We start from the raw sequence: 18351 nt of genomic DNA on the forward strand, positions 1-18351 counted from the left end.
AGTTTGAATGCTTATAGCTGAAAAATAATATAAAAATATGACAAAAAAAACTTTCCCTGTTTTTTCTATGTTATAATATAAACGTTAAGATTTTGGCAATGCAGAAGGGCTTTTGTGGAAATTTGGCTGACTTTTCATACCTTAAATGTCTATGAACCTGAACTATTATGGAATGGGGAATTAGCATAATTCACAGGTGAGAATGGAGTTTTCTGCATATCCTGCATAGAGAACAGCTGATTATGAAAATTACCTGTTTCATAAAGTATAACTTGTGAAGCATTGCCTGCTGAAAAAAGGAGAAGAGAAAAATGAATGTTAAGAAATTGAAGAAGAACAAGAAGGGATTTACGCTGGTTGAGATCATCGTGGTTCTGGTAATCATCGGTATCCTGATGGCGCTGGCAGTACCGGCTGTTATGAAGTATATCAATGAGGCAGCAGATACGAAGGTGCAGTCTCAGGTAAGAGCAGGTTATGTTGCAGCTCAGTCTTATGCCACAAGCCAGATTGGTGAAAATCCAGGTATTTCTAATGATGATTTGACAACAAAAGTTAATAATGTTGATGCCATTAATGGTGAATTAGGTCTTTCTAAAACCGGTGATGACGGCGATGCTAAATATCCGGAAGGTGCTGTTAAGTCGATTACATGCACGCTGACAGAAAAGAAGATAGATAAGTGTGAGATTCAAGTTGAAGGATCTGATGATACGTACACAGCAACGCAAACAGAAATTAAGAAAAACCAATAGATTTGATTAAATATAAAGCCTCTTCCAAGAGGCTTTATATTTACACTTTTAATTAAAGAAGGATGGTGAGTAAATGGACTCTTTACTATTACTGCTATATCTATATGCATTCCTTATTGGAATTTGTATCACTAGTTTTTTGAACGTGGTAATATGGAGACTTCCTCAGGGCTTATCCTTTGTAAAGGGGAGATCCTTCTGTCCTTCATGTCATCATCAGCTGCAGTGGTATGATTTATTCCCGGTGTTCAGCTATCTGTTTCTGAAAGGGAAATGCCGATACTGTGGTAATAAGATTTCAGCACGTGAAACTGTACTGGAGTTTCTTGGAGGCTGTATCGGGATGTTTTGCTTTTATACCTATGGGTTTTCCTGGGATACTGTTCTTGTGTTTGCAGTATTCATGATTCTTTTCACAATCACCATGATTGATTTTGATACTATGACAATACCAAATGGTTTAATTATATCTTTAATTGTTCCTGTTGGCATTTTCACAGTATTGCATCCGGAAACAGCGTTAATGACAAGAGCTATCGGCTTTTTCATTGTCAGTCTTCCGATGTATCTGTTGACGCTTCTGATTCCGGACTGCTTTGGCGGCGGGGATATCAAGCTGATTGCTGTAGCCGGCTTTCTGCTGGGATGGAAGCTGACACTCCTTGCGTTTTTTATCTCCGTACTGATAGGAGGAAGCTATGCAGTATATCTGCTTTTGTCAAGAAAAACACAAAAGGGAGCGCATATTGCCTTTGGACCGTATCTGTGTGCAGGGATTATGATATCATTACTTTATGGTGAAACTCTGATACAGAGGTATCTATCGTTATTTGGATTATAAAACAGGCTTGGAGGGAATACAGATATGGCGGTTTATAAATATACGGCGAAGGATATAAATGCCAAAAGGATAACCGGAAAAATGGAAGTGAACAGCAGGAGTGAGCTTGCTGCTTTTCTGCGTTCCAGGGATCAGTATCTGATTGACTGTAAGGATGTGACAAACACACAGCAGAATACATATAAACTGACTCTGAAGGAGCTGTCTGATTTCTCTCGACAGCTGGGAGCGATGATTGGCTCCGGTGTCAGTCTGATACGTGCAATGTCTATTCTTGTACAACGAGAAAGCAAACCGAAAATCAAAAGTATTTATACGGATATGTACCGTAAGCTGCAGCAGGGACAGACACTGTCAATGGCTATGGAATCTGAAGGAAAGGCGTTTCCGGAGCTTATGATCAATATGTATCGAACCGGAGAAAGCAGCGGACAGATGGAAAAGGTTGCTATGACGATGGCTTTGCAGTATGAGAAGGATGATCATATCAAGCGAAAGATACGCAATGCCATGATTTATCCGATTATTCTGTTTTGTGTAACCGTTTTTGTTATCATTGTTGTATTTACTTGGATTATTCCAAGCTTCTCGAGTGTGTTTGAAGGAATGGAGCTTCCGTTGATTACGAAAATTGTAAATGGTCTTTCGCAGATTATGATACATTATTGGTACTGGCTTCTGATTGGCATCTTATGTATATTTGCGTTCATCACAACGCTGCTTCGCATAGAGAAGGTTCGGTATCGGTTTGATAAACTGAAGCTGAATGTTCCGAAAATCGGTAAGCTGCTGTGTATCATTTATACAGCGCGCTTTGCCAGAAATATGTGCTCGCTTTATACAAGTGGTATTTCCATCATCAACGGTATGCAGATCATACGCAATACGATCGGGAATAAGTATATAGAATCTCAGTTTGACGGAGTCGTGAATATGGTGAGAAACGGAACCTCACTGTCACAGAGCATACAGAAAATTGACGGCTTTGATCCAAAGCTCGCAAGCTCCATTTACATTGGAGAAGAAAGCGGACGTCTGGAAACAATGCTGACATCTCTGGCAGATGATTTTGATTATGAATCCGAGGCTGCATCTCAGCGTATGGTCACACTATTGGAGCCGGTAATGATTATAATTCTGGCATTGATCGTATTGTGTGTCATGCTGGCGGTATTGCTGCCAATCTATCAGATGTATCAAAATCCAACGAGTCTAAAGTAAAGGGAGAAGCTTATGGCAAAAGAATATGTATTATTTATATCATCACATGCCGTACAGATGATTTACGGGTCATGTGATAAAAAAGATATGGTAAAGGTAGAAGCCTTTCATGAATATCCTCTGGAAGAAGGCGCAATGATCAATGGTGTGATTACCGATGACTCCTCCATCCTTGACATTTTGAAGGAGCTGCAGGAAAACGGCTTAAAGGAAGCCCGGCTTGTAATCGACAGCGGGCAGATTCTTGTGAAAAACATACGGGTTCCCCAGCTTTCAAAAAAGGAGCTGCTGAAGGTCGCAAAGGATGAATTAGCTGATATTGATGGCAGCTATGAGGATCTGATTTACGATTACAGTGTATTGCAGTCATCGTTTGAAGAGGAAGAGAAAAAGGGCGGAGAGATTTTATGCTGTGCTGTTGAAAGAAAATTGCTTACCAGCTATATTGAACTGTTTGATGCCACAGGTATCAGGCTGAAAAGTGTTGATATCTCCATTAATGCCTTGCATAAGCTAACGCAGGAGCTGGCAGATTTGAATGGAAAAACCTATATTGTATCGGTTCTGGACGGTAATAATGTATCCTCTTATCTGTTTGAGAAAAACCACTATACCTTTTCTAACAGAACAAGGCTGTTCTCAGAGCGGGGAACGCAGGCTTTTATTTCTGAAATGAACAGTAATATATCCCAGCTGATCCAGTTCAGCAAATCCAAGCAGAGTCCGTACCCTATTGAGAGAGCATATTTCTGCGGTCTGGATGATGCGGAGGAGCTGATGGTTTTTGAAAGTATACGTAGCAATCTGAATTTGCAGGCGGAACAATTTCCGGATTCCAAGATTGTCTATGTAACCGGGGATCACTATAAGGATTTCCATTTGCATGATTATGTGTTCCCCGTAGGGTGTCTGATCAGAAAGTGAGGTGCAGGAGATGTTTCAAAATGGATTGAAAAATAAAGATATTGATTTACTGAAGGTCTATAAACAGAAAAAAGAAGCCTCTCCATATGTCGGCACCTTGAAATATTTGGTGTTTCCCATCAGTGCAGCTGTTATCTTGATATCCTGGTTTGGTATTGTGACCTATCAGAACCATGCATTGGACTCTGATATTGCAGCAGCAAAAGCAGAATTGAAGCAGGTGCAGAAGCAGATTGCAGAGGATCCCAATTTAGAGAAATACCAGTCCTTGCAAAAGGCGATGAATGATGTAGAAAAGTATAAGACGCTGCATAAGGACATTCAGTCTTATCCGCAGCTGAGTCAGAATACATTCGATCAGATATTGATTGCTTCCGATGTGAATACTTCCATTGTATCATTATCTTATCAAAGAGAAACACAGGTGGTGACATTACAGGTGGAATCGCTTACAGCGGAGGATACGGAGCAGTTTGTCAGAAGACTGAAAAAGAGTAAGACCTTTGAAACCGTTGATTATGCAGGATATGCGCAAACAGAGAAGACAACAAAGACTGCGGAAGCAAATGAAAAAGCTGCAGAAAATGTAAAAGATAATACAGAAAAGAATACGGATACAAAAACAGATACAGAATCCGCAGCACAGCAGCTGCTGGATTTATTGAATAAGACAAATGAATCGAATACACAGGCGGATAAGCAGACAACGACAGTATATTCGGCTACGGTCCTTTGTAAACTGAAGTAGGTGAAAGTATGCAGACATTAACGAAGAGAGAAAAAATATTGCTGTATGTATTATTGTGTATTGTTGTTTTTGCCGGAGGGCTGTTCTGGATGCTATTGCCGGCATTGGAAAAGCATAACACACTGAAGGCGGAATATGATACTGCCCAGCTGGAGCTGCAGTCAGCGAAGGCATCGATGATTGACTATGGTGATTTGGATAAGCAGCTGAAGGAGACTTCGGAGGAGCTAAAGAATATCAAGAATAAATTTTATGAAGAAATGAATAAGGAAGATGTTGATAATCTTATCACCTCCATGACGATTGAGCATGGACTGACGCCTGTCAGCCTGAGTATCGCCGAGGCTGATCAGGAAGACATTCTGAGCTATACCGAATATCAGCTGCAGCAGAAAAAAGGCTCTTCCTCCAAGAACAAGGATGGAAAACTGAAGGTTTATAATGTGAATCTGAGTGTGTCCGGTGCAATTACGGATGTTCAGACACTTGTAGATGATGTGAGAACGACAAAGTCATTAAAAGTATCCGGTATTACATATTCGGAAGAGGATGATGAAAAAACAACAACGATTACATTTAAGCTGTTCATGATATAGAGATAGAGAGGTGAGAATATGAGAAGAAATCAGAAGGGATCGGCTTTGCTGTGGGCCATCACTGTCATCATGGTTTTGATGATAACCGTTGCAGCTGCACTGGGTATTTCATATTCTTACTATAACAGAAGTGTAAACAATAACAGCAAGCGCCAGGCTTATCTGACCGCAAAGGGTGTTATTCAGAATATTGTAGAGAAAATCGAGCTGGACAACAGTGATTATATCGCTATGATACCAGAAGAGGAAAACCAGTCAACACCATTGAATATAGATATTCCGGAAGCGTCCAATATCGGAAAGGTGACGGAAGCGAAAATTTCCCGTGTTGCGGTGGATAAGGATAAAGATATACGTGGCAAAATTACGATATCGGTTACTGTGGATTATGCAGAGCAGACAGAGACTGTGAATGCCGATATGCAGCTGGGAAGAACCGGAGATTTGAAAAAATGGCAGTTGTTAAAATACTATAAAGGACAGGGTGCTGAGGTACAGGAAAATATCAATATCAAGAATGCGAAGATTATGATGTCGCATTTAACACCTTTATATGAAGCAGCGTGCACAGGTAATAAAGTCATGCAGGAATATGTGAAAAGCGATGCTGAAATATATGAAAGAATGATTGCAGAGTATGGAGAAACATGGGAAAAATATGCCAACAATGGATATTATAGCAACGATCGTATGAGAGAATATCTTTACACAGGTGTTTATAACAGCAGCATACCGAAATTCGATAATAGTGCAGCATCAAATTTTCCGGAAAAATTTGAGGGTAAAACATTTTATATGAAAACCTATTGCTCGGATGGCAAGAAATTGTCATTTGTATATGCGAATGAAAAAAGCACTATGAATAATGGCGATTGGGAAGCTTCTATGATATTTAATGTTGAGGATGGGCATTGGTATGATGTAACGGAACTCAATGGCAATAAAATTATACCGCTTAAAATTTTAGGTGAGCTGGTAGATGGTAAAGAACCTGAAAATGAATTGCTTAAATGGGAAGCGTTTAAAAAGAAGTATTTTATACCGGAACGATGTGTTGATTAAAGATAGAGGTGATGGAAATGAATAAAAGGGGTATGACTTTAATTGAAATGATTGCAGCTCTAGCGATTCTTTCCATAGCCAGTTTAACGCTATTTGGAGGATTTTCTGCAGTATTAAAAATTATGGGGAATTCAAGCACAATTAAAAACAACAGTGATATGCTTCTTTCTTATGCAGAAGAAACAATGAACAATGATGTGCGAGATAATATTCAAATAGATACAGATAAAGTAACCTATACGATTTCATCTGATCGTGTAAGTGTACCTGTCGCTAGAAATATAGCAATACTGAATGTAAAGGACGATGACAGAGTACATCTAAAGACACTGGAAGAACCGGGTAATCAGGAAAAAGTAAAGAATACTTCCGTTTATAAAGAATTTAAATCAAATCTTGATGAATTTTATAAGTCAATTAAGAAAGCAAGAGAAGCACATGAAGAAATGGAAAACGGGGACTCCTATAACGCTTCTTTGAAAAATGTGCATATTCTGATGTCATCTAATTGGATACAGTTTCCAAAAGAGCTTCTTCCGGGAAGTTATCGCTCAAAGCTTGGAGCACAGGATGTTTACGTCTTTCCATATTATCCATGGGAGATAAAAAAAGGCGATTTACAGCACGACCATGGTGGTCTTATAATCATGTTAAATCCAAGGAATGAATTAGTAGATACAGATATAGATTTCGATGATTATCTTTATATGATTTATGATTATGATAATGAACGCTGGTATTATTGTGATCAGGACACTTATAGAATCAAGGTTGTTTTTTCCTCTTCAGATGGAAAAGTGCTGTATGATGTGAAAAATAATGGCTATATCAAATCTTGGACAGATATGAAAGACATTGTTAAGAATCCGAAAAATGGATGGAAAGTATTGGATATCGATGCAGAATATAATACGAATACAGATTCTATGTGGAAGAGTGTAAGCTGATGATGGAAGGAGGCGGCAGGTATGCACTTGAATAAAAAGGGAATGACGTTGATTGAAGTAATTGTAGTTCTGCTGCTGTCCTCCATTTTAATGGTAATTGCGGGTGGTCTGCTTTTGAATAGTATGGGGTATTTTAATCGTACGGCACAAAGCAATTATGAGAAGCAGGCTGTGGATGCTATTTCATCCTATGTAAGGGGGCAATTGGTTTATGCCAGTGAAGTACAGATTGCCACGCAGAAACCGGATAAATCTGATGACTGGCATTGGATTTCAGTAAATGACGATAATCGCCTGATGAAGGATGATACGGCAGTATACAATGCTGATTTTTATAGAGGAAGGAATTTGAAAATCACTGCAAAATGCTATAGTGATAATTATTGTTTGGATTTATCTTTCGCGTTTACTGATAATGAGAAGCAGGTTTATAAAACAGCTTCTACGCTGGAACTGGTGAATATTAAAGCAAAGGATAAAAAAGGAGAAGCTATTGCTAATGCAGGAATAAAAGGAAAACAGGTGGATATTTCAGATCACGATCAGGCAGAAGCAGGCTATAAAATCTATTATAAAATAAATGGGGCATTGAAGATCGTGGATGATCCGGATTATCAATATCCGGATATCGATTATGATGATCCTGTATTTGAAGGTACCGTATACGATGAGCTGATGTGTAGAGATGCTTCCATTACCAAGCCGAATGAGGCAGGGAACAATAAGGGAACATGGCTTGCAAATCATGATTATAAAAAAGGGGAATTTGTTGATTATCTGGGTATGACATATCGTGCAGTAAAGGATGTTAGAAATGGAAATGATCCCTTGACGAATCATGGAAATGCATGGAAGCCGGTAAATCCTCCATATTGGGTGAAGGGTGCCAGCTATGAAGCAGGGGATGTTGTTATATACCAAATCACAAACACATATTATCAAGCAACAGTGCAGATTCATAATAGCGTGGAGTCACCGGATAACGATAAGCAGAAATGGCATAGGTTAAATACGGCGGAATTGAATGAGATTATAGAAGAACATAAGAGTAAAGATTTTTGTGATATAGATAATAAAGATGAAGGCGATTGGACTGTCGGGGGAGAGAAAGCAAGATGCGATGCACCAGAAAAACAATGGAATGTTGGGCAGGTAATTGAGCCTGGAGATTATGTAGAAGACCCAATGAATCCAGGTCAGTGGTATCGTTATGTATATTCATCACCTTTACAGCCTAATGCTCAAGAAGATAACGCTTGGGCTCCAGGAGGCGTTGCCAGAAATTATTGGAAGAAAATTGATGAAGCTTGGAATATGAATGGAACATATTTTAAAGGAGATATAGTTTCATACACCGTGAATGGAAAAAAGTTATTTTATCAAGCTCTTCAACGAATAGATGGTGTTTGGAATCCTTCTACTATAAATGCTGGATGGTCCAAAGGTTTTGAAAGTATTGAAGAGTTGCTTGGAAATACTAATATATCTGTGACTTGTCAGACATATAGTTAATTTAAAAAGGATGTGTAGAAAATATGAAAAATATACCAATAGGTGAAGTGCTGAAGGATTACGGTTATATCAATGAAGAACAGCTGCAGAGGGCACTTGCAGAACAGAAAAAGGATCGTTCCAAACGGCTTGGACAGCATTTGATTGATTTAGGCTTTATCAGTGAGAATCAGATGCTGAAGGCACTGAGTGATAAACTGAATGAGCCGATGGTTGATTTGAACGAAGAAAAAATCGAAGTAGATGCTGTTGCGAAGATACCGAAAGCACTGGCGCAGAAATATAATTTGATTGCCATCAGCGAAAACAACGGGCGCCTGACGGTAGTAACAAGTGATCCTTTGAATTTCTACGGAATCGAGGATGTACGTCTGGTGACCGGCATGAATATTTCCGTATGTCTGTGTGAAAAGGCGGCAATCGACCGTGCCATTGATTACTACTATGCGGAAATCAAAGCCAGAGAAGCAGCCAATGTGGCAAATGAAAACGTTGTATCCTTTGAATTCGATGATACCGAGCTTTATAACTCGGAGGAGGATGACACACCGGTTGTTAAGCTGTTCAACAGTCTTCTGACAAGAGGCTACAATGCCAATGCCAGTGATATACACATAGAGCCGTTTGAGGATAAGACAATGGTTCGTATGCGTATTGACGGTATGATCGTGGATTATGTGCAGCTTGCGAAAAATCTGCACCAGTCGCTGATTGTCCGAATCAAAATTGTAAGCAATATGGATATTGCTGAAAAGCGTGTTCCTCAGGATGGACACTTTCTAACCACGATTGAGGGAATTCGTATGAACCTTCGTGTCTCTGTGATTCCAACTGTATATGGTGAAAAAGCTGTTCTGCGTTTTCTGAACAGCAATACGCCGATTCTGAATGAAAAGCAGTACGGCATGAATGCGGATAATTATGCGAAAATGTGTCGTATGATGGAGATGCCGCATGGAATCATCTATATTACAGGACCTACCGGAAGCGGTAAAACAACAACACTGTATATGATTTTGGAAACGCTGGCAAAACGGCAGGTGAATATAGCAACCATTGAGGATCCCGTGGAGAAGAATATCGAACGCGTGAATCAGATGCAGATCAATACCATGGCGGGACTGACCTTTGAGCGCGGACTGCGGGCATTGCTGCGGCAGGATCCGGATATTATTCTGGTCGGTGAAACACGTGATGCGGAGACGGCATCCATTTCTGTACGAGCTGCCATTACCGGACATCTGGTATTGAGCTCTCTGCATACCAATGATGCAATCAGCTCGATTGTCCGTCTGGAGGATATGGGAATTGAACCATATCTGATTGCGAATTCACTGGTTGGAAGTGTTTCACAGCGACTGGTGCGTACGATTTGTCCGCATTGCAGAGAAAAGCTGAAGGCGACAGAGCTGGAACGTCAGGTGCTGGGAAAAGAAATAGAATATGTATATCGCGGTGCAGGCTGTCATCATTGTAACCAGACAGGCTACAAGGGAAGAACGGCTGTGCATGAAATCATACTGATAGATAAGGAAATGCGGAGAATGATTTCTTCTCACAGAGATATTGATGATATCTATGCCTATGTGAAGAAATCACAGCAGCTGCATACCCTGAAGGATGAGGCTGTGGAGCTTGTAATCAATGGACAGACAACGATGGATGAACTGTATAAGATTACGGCTTACAGCGATTAGGAGGTCTGTTTATGAACGATTTACTGGAAGGTATGATTGCCTATGCCAGAGAGCATAGCTGCAGTGATATCCATTTGAATGTCGGTGGTCCCGCCATGATTCGGGCAAATGGCGTGCTGCGGGAATATCCCGCATTCATCAAGGATACACAGACGACAGAGATGATCCTTTCTATGGTGGATGAGCGGTTGATGGAGGATTTTAAACAGGGGAAGGATCTGGACTTTACCTATGTCAGCAAGGGAGAGAACCGGCAGAGAGTGAATGTATACCGCCAGCAGGATAAGCTCTGTGCAGCGATTCGTATCATCAATAATACGATTCTGACACTGGATGAGCTGCTGATGCCGGATATTTTGAAGCAGCTCGCTATGGAGCCGCGCGGTCTTGTACTGGTGACCGGACCTACCGGCAGTGGTAAATCCACGACGCTGGCAGCTGTTATGGACTATATCAATGAACGCAGAAACTGTCATATACTTACGATTGAGGATCCGGTGGAATACGTGTATCAGCGTAAGCAGGCGCTTATTCATCAACGGGAAATCGGTCGGGATGTGGACAGCTTTGATACAGCGCTTCGCAGTGCCATGCGTGAGGATCCGGATGTCATTCTGGTGGGAGAGATGCGTGACTATGAAACAATTGCAGCTGTCGTTACACTGGCAGAGACCGGACACCTGGTGTTTTCCACTCTGCACACCATCGGGGCAGCAAAGACAATTGACCGTATCATCGACGTATTTCCACCTCACCGTCAGGAGCAGATCCGTATGCAGGTTTCCGGTATACTGAAAGCTGTAATTACGCAGCAGCTGCTTCCAAAACGTGATGGCAGCGGACGAATTGCCGCGCTGGAGGTTATGATTGGAACAGATGCGATCAGCAGCATGATTCGAGAGAATAAGGTCCATCAGATCAATTCCATTATACAGACAGGGATGCGTGAGGGAATGCAGTCTTTGAACTTTGCTTTGGCACGTCTGGTGCGAAACGGCATGGTGACAAGGGAAGTGGCAGAGAAATACAGCGATGATCCGCAGGAGCTGAAGCAGTATCTGCAATAGAATCCGGTTTCAGCAGTGCACAAAATAAAAATCAGACTTGTAAACAACGTGCAAGTTCTGTATAATAATAAAAGAAAACGTTGAGCAGGAGTAGTAATTTGGACACCGCAGGACAGGGAGAGCTGATGACGCACTGAGAGTCGGCACACTGCAGGACCTTATGAATTCACCTGTGAGTGGGTTTAATACACCCCCGTTCCATGACGGTTATCCATGACAGAAAGTAAGTGTGTCGCATGACGAAACAGGATGGTACCGCCCGCAAGGGTTCCTGTGTCTTGTGGCTTTTTTTATAAGCAGAAAGGAAGTTGAATATGGAAAAGCTAACGAGTATCAAAGAAGAAGGTCTTTCCCAAATCGAAGCATGTGAGGACCTTGCCCAGCTGCAGCAGCTGCGTGTGCTGTATCTTGGTAAAAAAGGGCCGATTCAGGAAGTGATGAAATCCATGAAGGATTTGCCGAAGGAGGAGCGCCCGGCATTTGGTCAACAGGTAAATGAGGTTAAGACCCTGTTTGCGAATGCGATTGAAGAACGCAGGGCAGTTTTGGAAGTCGCAGAAATGGAAAAGAGGATTGCGGAAGAAAAAATTGATATCACCCTGTCCGGCCAGAAGCCGAATCTGGGCAATGCACATCCGCTGATGATCGTACAGCAGGAAATGGAGGATTTATTCATCGGTCTGGGCTACACGGTAGAGGAAGGCCCGGAAGTAGAGATGGATCTCTATAACTTTGAGCGTGCCAACATACCAAAGGATCACCCGGCCCGGGATATGCAGGATACCTTTTACATAAATGCGGAAGAGCTTCTGCGTACACATACCACGGCAATACAGACAAGACAGCTTGAAAAATTTGCTCAGGAGGGCAAGGAGCTGATCAAGGTCATCTGTCCCGGGAAGGTATATCGCCGTGACGATGACGATGCAACCCATTCCCATCAGTTTATGCAGTGTGAGGGGCTGGTTGTCGGTGAACACATCACGCTGTCCGATTTAAAGGGGACGCTGCAGTTTCTGGCACAGAAGATGTTTGGGGAAGAACGTGTGATACGGTTCCGTCCAAGCTATTTCCAGTTTACAGAACCAAGTGTGGAGGTTGATGTCAGCTGTCATGTATGTGGTGGCAAGGGCTGTCCGGTCTGCAAGGGAACCGGCTGGATTGAAATTCTGGGTGCCGGCATGGTACATCCGAATGTTCTTTCCATGGCAGGATATGATGCGGAAAAGCTGAGCGGTTTTGCTTTCGGTATCGGAATTGAACGAGTGGCAATGCTGAAATACGGAATTACGGATATCCGTAATTTCTATACCAATGACATTCGTTTCTTGAAGACATTCAACCGGTTTGAGTAGGAGGACGCTGACATGAAAATAAGTAAGAAATGGCTAAGCCAGTATATGGACTTATCCGATATGAGCATAGAGGAAATTGCGGATAAAATAACGTCTGCCGGTCTTGAGGTAGAGGGCATTGAAAAAATGAGTCAGGGAAGCAATCTGGTCATCGGTAAGGTGATAAGCTGTGAGGATCATCCGGATTCCGATCATCTGCATGTATGCCAGGTTGACCTTGGAGATAAAATTGAACAAATCGTATGCGGTGCGCCAAATGTGGCAGCCGGACAAAAGGTAATTGTGGCTCGTGTCGGAGCGAAGCTTCTGGGTGGTGACATCAAGGCAGGTGTTATCCGTGGACAGGAGTCCAATGGAATGATCTGTTCCCTGCTGGAGCTGGGCGTTGATCCGCATCAGCTGAGTGAGGAAAGCAAAAACGGCATTGAGGTGCTGGATGAGGATGCACCGGTGGGGAATGAAAATCCGCTGGGCTACCTCGCTCTGGATGATGAAATTCTGGATGTGGGATTAACACCGAATCGAAATGACTGTATGGCTGCGTGGTCCATGGCACTGGAAACAGGTGCGATTCTGCATAAGGAAGTGAATATCCCATATGTAGAGGGTGCTGCCAATGTAGGGGAAGCAAGCAGGCTGATCGTTCGCAGTGAAACAGAGAAATGTCCGCTCTTTTTGGGAAAGGTCATCAATTCCGTAACCATTAAGCCTTCACCGAAATGGATGCAGGAGCTGTTGATGGCAGCCGGAATGAAGTCAATCAACAATGTTGTTGATATCAGTAATATTGTTATGCTGGAAACAGGGCAGCCGCTGCATTTCTATGATCTTGATGCTATTCCGGCACAGGAAATCACAGTGAAGGATCAGCAGCGGTTTGATTACACAGCACTGGATGGAGAAAGCTATCACATTGAAGAGGATGATATCGTCATTACGACAGAGGGGAAACCAATCGGTATTGCCGGTATCATGGGAGGTGATGATTCCAAGATTGAGGAAACGACAAAGGGAATCATTATCGAGGCAGCAATCTTCCATCACGTATCCATCCGAAACACCAGCCGCCGTTTGAATCTTGGCACGGATGCCAGTGTCCGCTATCAGAAGGGGATCGAGCCGATGGCTACCTTCAAGGCTGTGGATCGTGCAGTGCAGCTGCTGATTGAATATGCAGATGCAAGTGGATTGGAAGAAACCAAGCAGTATGGCAGCAACGGCTATACACCGTTGGAATTTGATGTGAATCTGGATCGCATCAATGTTCTACTTGGCACGGATTTCCAGCAGGAAGAGGTTATGAAGGTACTGGATGATCTGCATCTGGAGCCGTCTGTTAACAATTCGGATATTCATGTGAAAATCCCAAGCTATCGAATGGATCTGGCAATCGAGGCCGATATCGCAGAGGAAATCATCCGCATTCTGGGATATGACCGTCTGCCAAGTACAATGCCGAAGATGCCTTCCACTGTCGGAGCGCTGAACAGACGCCAGCAGCTGCGCAGAAAATACAGAAATATGCTTTCTGATCTGGGCTACAATGAAGCGGTTACCTATTCTCTGGTTGGTAAAAAGGAAATCGAGGATGCAGTCATGCCGCACAAGGACATTGTCGAGCTGGCAGCTCCGATGAGTGAGGATCACAAATATGTACGGGATTCCATTCTGCCGAGTCTGCTGGAGTGTGTGGCTTATAATCAGGCGCGTTCCATCAAGGATATTGCATTGTTTGAAATCAGCAATGTCTATGGATTGGGACACGTGGAGGAACGTCTGGCTGTGGCAGCAAGCGGTGCTCTGCAGGAAAACCGCTGGCAGAAATTCCGCATGGAGGTGGATTTCTATACCGTGAAGGGACTGGTCGAGGCACTTCTGGAGAGTATCGGTTATCAGGGAAGCCGTGTAGTGTTTAAGGAAAATCATACCGATATTGTACATTTCCATCCATATCGCAGTGCAGAGGTGTATCTTGGAAGAGAGCTTCTTGGACTGGTCGGTCAGATTCATCCGAGAATGGCACAGGCCTATGATATTGCGGAAACACTCGCTCTGGAAATCAATCTGGAGGTTCTGTTGAAAAACAAGCCGGGAAAGGTCAAATTCACTGAGGTCAGTAAATATCCATCCATCAGTCGCGATCTTGCATTTGTCGTGAAGGAGGATGTTAAGGTAGCGGATATCATTAGCAGCATTAAGAAAAACGGCAAGCTGGAGAAAGAGAATATTATCCAGAATGTGGAGGTGTTTGATGTTTACACCGGAGAACATGTGGAGAAGGGAAGCAAGTCTATCGCGTTGAGCATTGTTTTCCAATCTGCACAGCGTACGCTGAAGGATGCGGATATCAATGAAATCCACAACAGGATTCTGGAAACACTGGAGAAGGATCTGCACGCACAGCTGCGAGCATAACCACCTGTTTCAGGAATACCGATAATTTATAGAAAGAGATGACAGGCATTTCGCACATGTCATCCTTTTTTTATATCTGCTTTCAGAAATCAGGATGCCATGTAGAATCCAATGGCAGCGTACATAAAAAACATGGAACGGTTGCGAAAGAAACAACAGAAACAGCCTTATTCTTTTGATTTCCCTGTTATAAGGAAGGCAATAAATGAAGCTGATATGCAAAAGGGCTGTACCGGTTTGATTGCGCATATAATCCCTATCATGCCGCAATTCTATATGCCTGTAAAGGAAATAAAAAAACGCCTTTACTCTACATTATATAGAGAAAATGCGTGTTTATGCTGAGACGGCTGTTTCCCATCCTCTTTACTTCTTTCCGGACTCATGCTGGAGACGGAATACAAGAATTTGCGGAGGAGCCAGCAGGCGCATGTCGATATCCTTGGTTCCAAGACCATTGGATACATACAGATTGGTACCATTGATATCATAGGAGCCGTGATTATAGGTTGCAGCTCCTTCCATGGTATGCAGCGGTCCTAATAGCGGCAGATAGATCTGTCCGCCCAAAGAATGCCCCGCGATGATCAGATTGAGATATTTTGTATTGATTCCGCTTGTTTTTACAATATCGGGACAGTGCGTCACCAGAATATTAAATTCGTCCTCACTGACCTTTTTCATAGCCCTGTCCGGCTGCAGATCGCCGTTCAGCATATTGTTTAAACCGATCAGTGATATGCTAGAATCGCCCTTGTTTCTGAGCCGTATACTGGTATCACTCAGAATTTCAAAATCGCTGTCATATAAAATCTGAGAAACGATCTTCTTTGTCTTGTCATTCGCCAGATCCTCATCACCGAGAACGGCGAACTTGCCAAGTGGTGCATCGATGCTTTTCAGGATGGTTGTCAAATCCTTGCTCATCTGAGAATCTGGAGCCTTTGTCTGCGGGTTGGAGAACATGTCACCACCGAAAATCACAACATCGGCACCGGTTGTATTCAGCTTGCTGATCATACTCGTAAGACGTTCTTTGTTCATGTATTCATTGTATTTGATATCGCTGATGAATGCGATTTTCAAATCGTTCATATCTTCCGGTATCTTGCTGGAGGAAATCGTCTGATAGGAGAGGTTCACACGGTCTACGGAAATATAGATGGAGTAGAAGAAGACTCCGGCGACGATCAGAGCAAGAAGTATCAGGACAGAAACGATTTTAAGTAGTTTTTTTACCATTGCCGACACCTCATATTCCTTACTATTCTATCATAAATTGCGGTGCATTGCCATAAGAAAAGACAGTCGTTTGACTGTCTAGGATTGTGCGTTCTGCGGTTCCTTCTTTTTCGCCGGACGCTTGGTTGCTCTGGCAGCTCTGGCCTGTGCCATGGCAGCCATTGCCGTCTTGGAATTGATAATGACAGGGATGACGATCGGATTACGATGCGTCTTGTTATACAGGAACGGCTCCAGTGTCGAGCGCACACAGTTCTTCAGCTCGGAGAAGGTGGTGCGTTCCTTCATTTTCTCATTTAAAGCCGCATACACGATCTGCTCAGCTTCGCGCAGCAGACCCTGTGAATCCTTGATGAAGACAAAGCCCCGGGAAACGATGACCGGCTTGCACAGCACCTTGTTTTCCTTGGAATCTATCGCAATGATAGCGGCAACCAGACCGTTGTCAGCCAGAATGGTTCGGTCCTTTAGGACGGCTGTGGATACACCGCTGATGTCATTGCCGTCAACATATATATCATCCGCCTGAATTCGCCAGCTGCTTTCAAACACCTGATGATTGCGCAGTATCAGAACATCACCGTTTGCACAGGTGAAGATGTGATCATCCGCCAGTCCGGTTTCCTTTCCGGTTTCCTTATGCTGCACCAGCATTTTGTATTCGCCGTGAATCGGCATAAAGTATTTCGGCTTGATCAGCTGCAGCATCAGCTTCTGTTCCTCCTGAGAGGCATGTCCTGTTGTATGCAGATTGCTCAGGATGGATTTTGTCAGTACATTGGCACCGGCGCGAAACAGCTTGTTGACCACCTGATTGACGCTTGCTCCGTTGCCCGGAATCGGACTGGAGGAAAAGACAACCGTATCGCCTGGAATCAGCTTGATGTAGCGGTGAGTTCCATTCGCAATCCGTGACAGGGCGGCCAAAGGCTCTCCCTGACTTCCGGTACATACAATACAGGTTTTGTTTGCCGGTGTGCGTCCCAGCTGATCCGGACTAAGGAAATGCTGCTCGCCAACCTTGATTTTACCCATTTTGCGTCCGATCGTCACAACATTTTCCATGCTTCGTCCAAAGATGATCACCTTTCTTCCGCAGGCAACTGCAGCCTCCAGAATCTGGGATACACGGTATACATTGGAAGCGAAGGTTGCGACGATGAGCCGTCCGCTTGTTTTTTTCATCGTATCGAGAATTTCCGCTGCCACCTTTTTCTCGGAAATGGAGAAATCCTCCACACCGGAATTGGTGGAATCGCTCAGCAGCAGATCGACACCGATCTGTCCCATATACGCCATGACCTGATAATCGGAATTGGTGCCGACCGGGGTCAGGTCAAATTTGAAATCGCCGGTATGAACGATGCGTCCGTTCGGCGTGTTGATCAAAATTCCCAGAGAATCGGGAATGGAGTGTGTCGTATTGAAGAAGCCGCATGTGAAATGCTGCATCTTAACCGAGCTGCGATCATTGATTTCAATGATTTTCACACTGCGCAGCATTCTGCGCTCCTCCAGCTTTTTGTTGATCAGTGCCACTGCAAAGGCAGGGGCATAGATTGCCTCAATATCCACGCTTTTTAACAAAAACGGGATCCCGCCGATGTGATCCTCGTGACCATGGGTGATGATCAGAACCTTTCGCTTGCGGTTATTTTTTACCAGATAGTTGTAATCCGGAATGACATAGTCAACACCGAGAAGGTTTTCCTCAGGAAAACGAACACCAGAATCGATAATCAGTATCTCATTCTCGTGTTCAAAGCAGTACATATTTTTACCGACCTCGCCCAGTCCTCCCATAGCATAGATGAGAGTGTCTCCGCGTTCCGTATTGATTTTATTATAACTGTTCTTTGTATTCTCCTGATTGTTTCTCGGTGCAGTGTTGCGATTATTTCGATGATTGTTATTCATAAATAACTCCTTTCTTATCATACCTTAGTTGAATCTGCACCTGATATCTTTT

The 18351-nt window shown here is 43.1% G+C and carries 15 protein-coding genes; 13 read left to right on the plus strand and 2 right to left on the minus strand.

Annotated elements, in window-relative coordinates; all coding sequences use genetic code 11:
• Positions 1-311: 311 nt before the first annotated feature.
• The 13 genes from ACESPQ_RS13880 (at position 312) to pheT (ending at position 15140) form a co-directional block, all read left to right on the plus strand.
• Positions 312-755, plus strand: coding sequence for a prepilin-type N-terminal cleavage/methylation domain-containing protein (locus tag ACESPQ_RS13880; protein ID WP_002608801.1), 444 nt, complete (start codon positions 312-314; stop codon positions 753-755).
• 73 nt (positions 756-828) lie between these two features.
• Entirely contained in the window at positions 829-1596 is a 768-nt protein-coding gene (locus ACESPQ_RS13885; protein WP_002608802.1) for a prepilin peptidase, read from the plus strand.
• Positions 1597-1620: 24 nt separating this feature from the next.
• On the plus strand, positions 1621-2817 hold the full coding sequence (locus ACESPQ_RS13890; protein ID WP_373144496.1) for a type II secretion system F family protein: 1197 nt from the start codon (positions 1621-1623) through the stop codon (positions 2815-2817).
• Positions 2818-2829: 12 nt separating this feature from the next.
• Positions 2830-3741, plus strand: a complete 912-nt coding sequence (gene pilM, locus ACESPQ_RS13895; protein ID WP_002608804.1) for a type IV pilus biogenesis protein PilM — start codon at positions 2830-2832, stop codon at positions 3739-3741.
• Between the two features lie 25 nt (positions 3742-3766).
• Positions 3767-4489 carry a hypothetical protein gene (locus ACESPQ_RS13900; RefSeq protein ID WP_257327266.1) on the plus strand — a complete coding sequence of 241 codons (723 nt, stop codon included), beginning with the start codon at positions 3767-3769 and terminating at the stop codon, positions 4487-4489.
• A gap of 8 nt (positions 4490-4497) precedes the next feature.
• Positions 4498-5085, plus strand: coding sequence for a hypothetical protein (locus ACESPQ_RS13905; RefSeq protein ID WP_109770239.1), 588 nt, complete (start codon positions 4498-4500; stop codon positions 5083-5085).
• A gap of 18 nt (positions 5086-5103) precedes the next feature.
• Positions 5104-6147 carry a hypothetical protein gene (locus tag ACESPQ_RS13910; RefSeq protein WP_002608807.1) on the plus strand — a complete coding sequence of 348 codons (1044 nt, stop codon included), beginning with the start codon at positions 5104-5106 and terminating at the stop codon, positions 6145-6147.
• 17 nt (positions 6148-6164) lie between these two features.
• Positions 6165-7094, plus strand: a complete 930-nt coding sequence (locus tag ACESPQ_RS13915) for a type II secretion system protein (protein ID WP_373144497.1) — start codon at positions 6165-6167, stop codon at positions 7092-7094.
• Between the two features lie 21 nt (positions 7095-7115).
• Positions 7116-8606 carry a type II secretion system protein gene (locus ACESPQ_RS13920; RefSeq protein WP_373144498.1) on the plus strand — a complete coding sequence of 497 codons (1491 nt, stop codon included), beginning with the start codon at positions 7116-7118 and terminating at the stop codon, positions 8604-8606.
• Positions 8607-8629: 23 nt separating this feature from the next.
• Entirely contained in the window at positions 8630-10303 is a 1674-nt protein-coding gene (locus ACESPQ_RS13925) for a GspE/PulE family protein (RefSeq protein ID WP_008727692.1), read from the plus strand.
• A gap of 11 nt (positions 10304-10314) precedes the next feature.
• Positions 10315-11370, plus strand: a complete 1056-nt coding sequence (locus ACESPQ_RS13930) for a type IV pilus twitching motility protein PilT (RefSeq protein WP_002608812.1) — start codon at positions 10315-10317, stop codon at positions 11368-11370.
• A gap of 314 nt (positions 11371-11684) precedes the next feature.
• Positions 11685-12725: a phenylalanine--tRNA ligase subunit alpha gene (pheS, locus tag ACESPQ_RS13935; RefSeq protein WP_002608813.1), complete on the plus strand. Its 1041-nt coding sequence runs from the start codon at positions 11685-11687 to the stop codon at positions 12723-12725.
• 12 nt (positions 12726-12737) lie between these two features.
• Positions 12738-15140, plus strand: coding sequence for a phenylalanine--tRNA ligase subunit beta (gene pheT / locus ACESPQ_RS13940; RefSeq protein WP_257271361.1), 2403 nt, complete (start codon positions 12738-12740; stop codon positions 15138-15140).
• A gap of 366 nt (positions 15141-15506) precedes the next feature.
• Here pheT and ACESPQ_RS13945 read toward each other — a convergent pair whose 3' ends face one another.
• On the minus strand, positions 15507-16382 hold the full coding sequence (locus ACESPQ_RS13945; RefSeq protein WP_373144499.1) for a metallophosphoesterase: 876 nt from the start codon (positions 16380-16382) through the stop codon (positions 15507-15509).
• 78 nt (positions 16383-16460) lie between these two features.
• On the minus strand, positions 16461-18299 hold the full coding sequence (rnjA, locus tag ACESPQ_RS13950) for a ribonuclease J1 (protein WP_002608816.1): 1839 nt from the start codon (positions 18297-18299) through the stop codon (positions 16461-16463).
• Positions 18300-18351: the final 52 nt, after the last annotated feature.

Origin of the sequence: Clostridium sp. HGF2 (assembly GCF_964240115.1) — a bacterium.
Classification (GTDB): domain Bacteria; phylum Bacillota_I; class Bacilli_A; order Erysipelotrichales; family Erysipelotrichaceae; genus Clostridium_AQ; species Clostridium_AQ innocuum.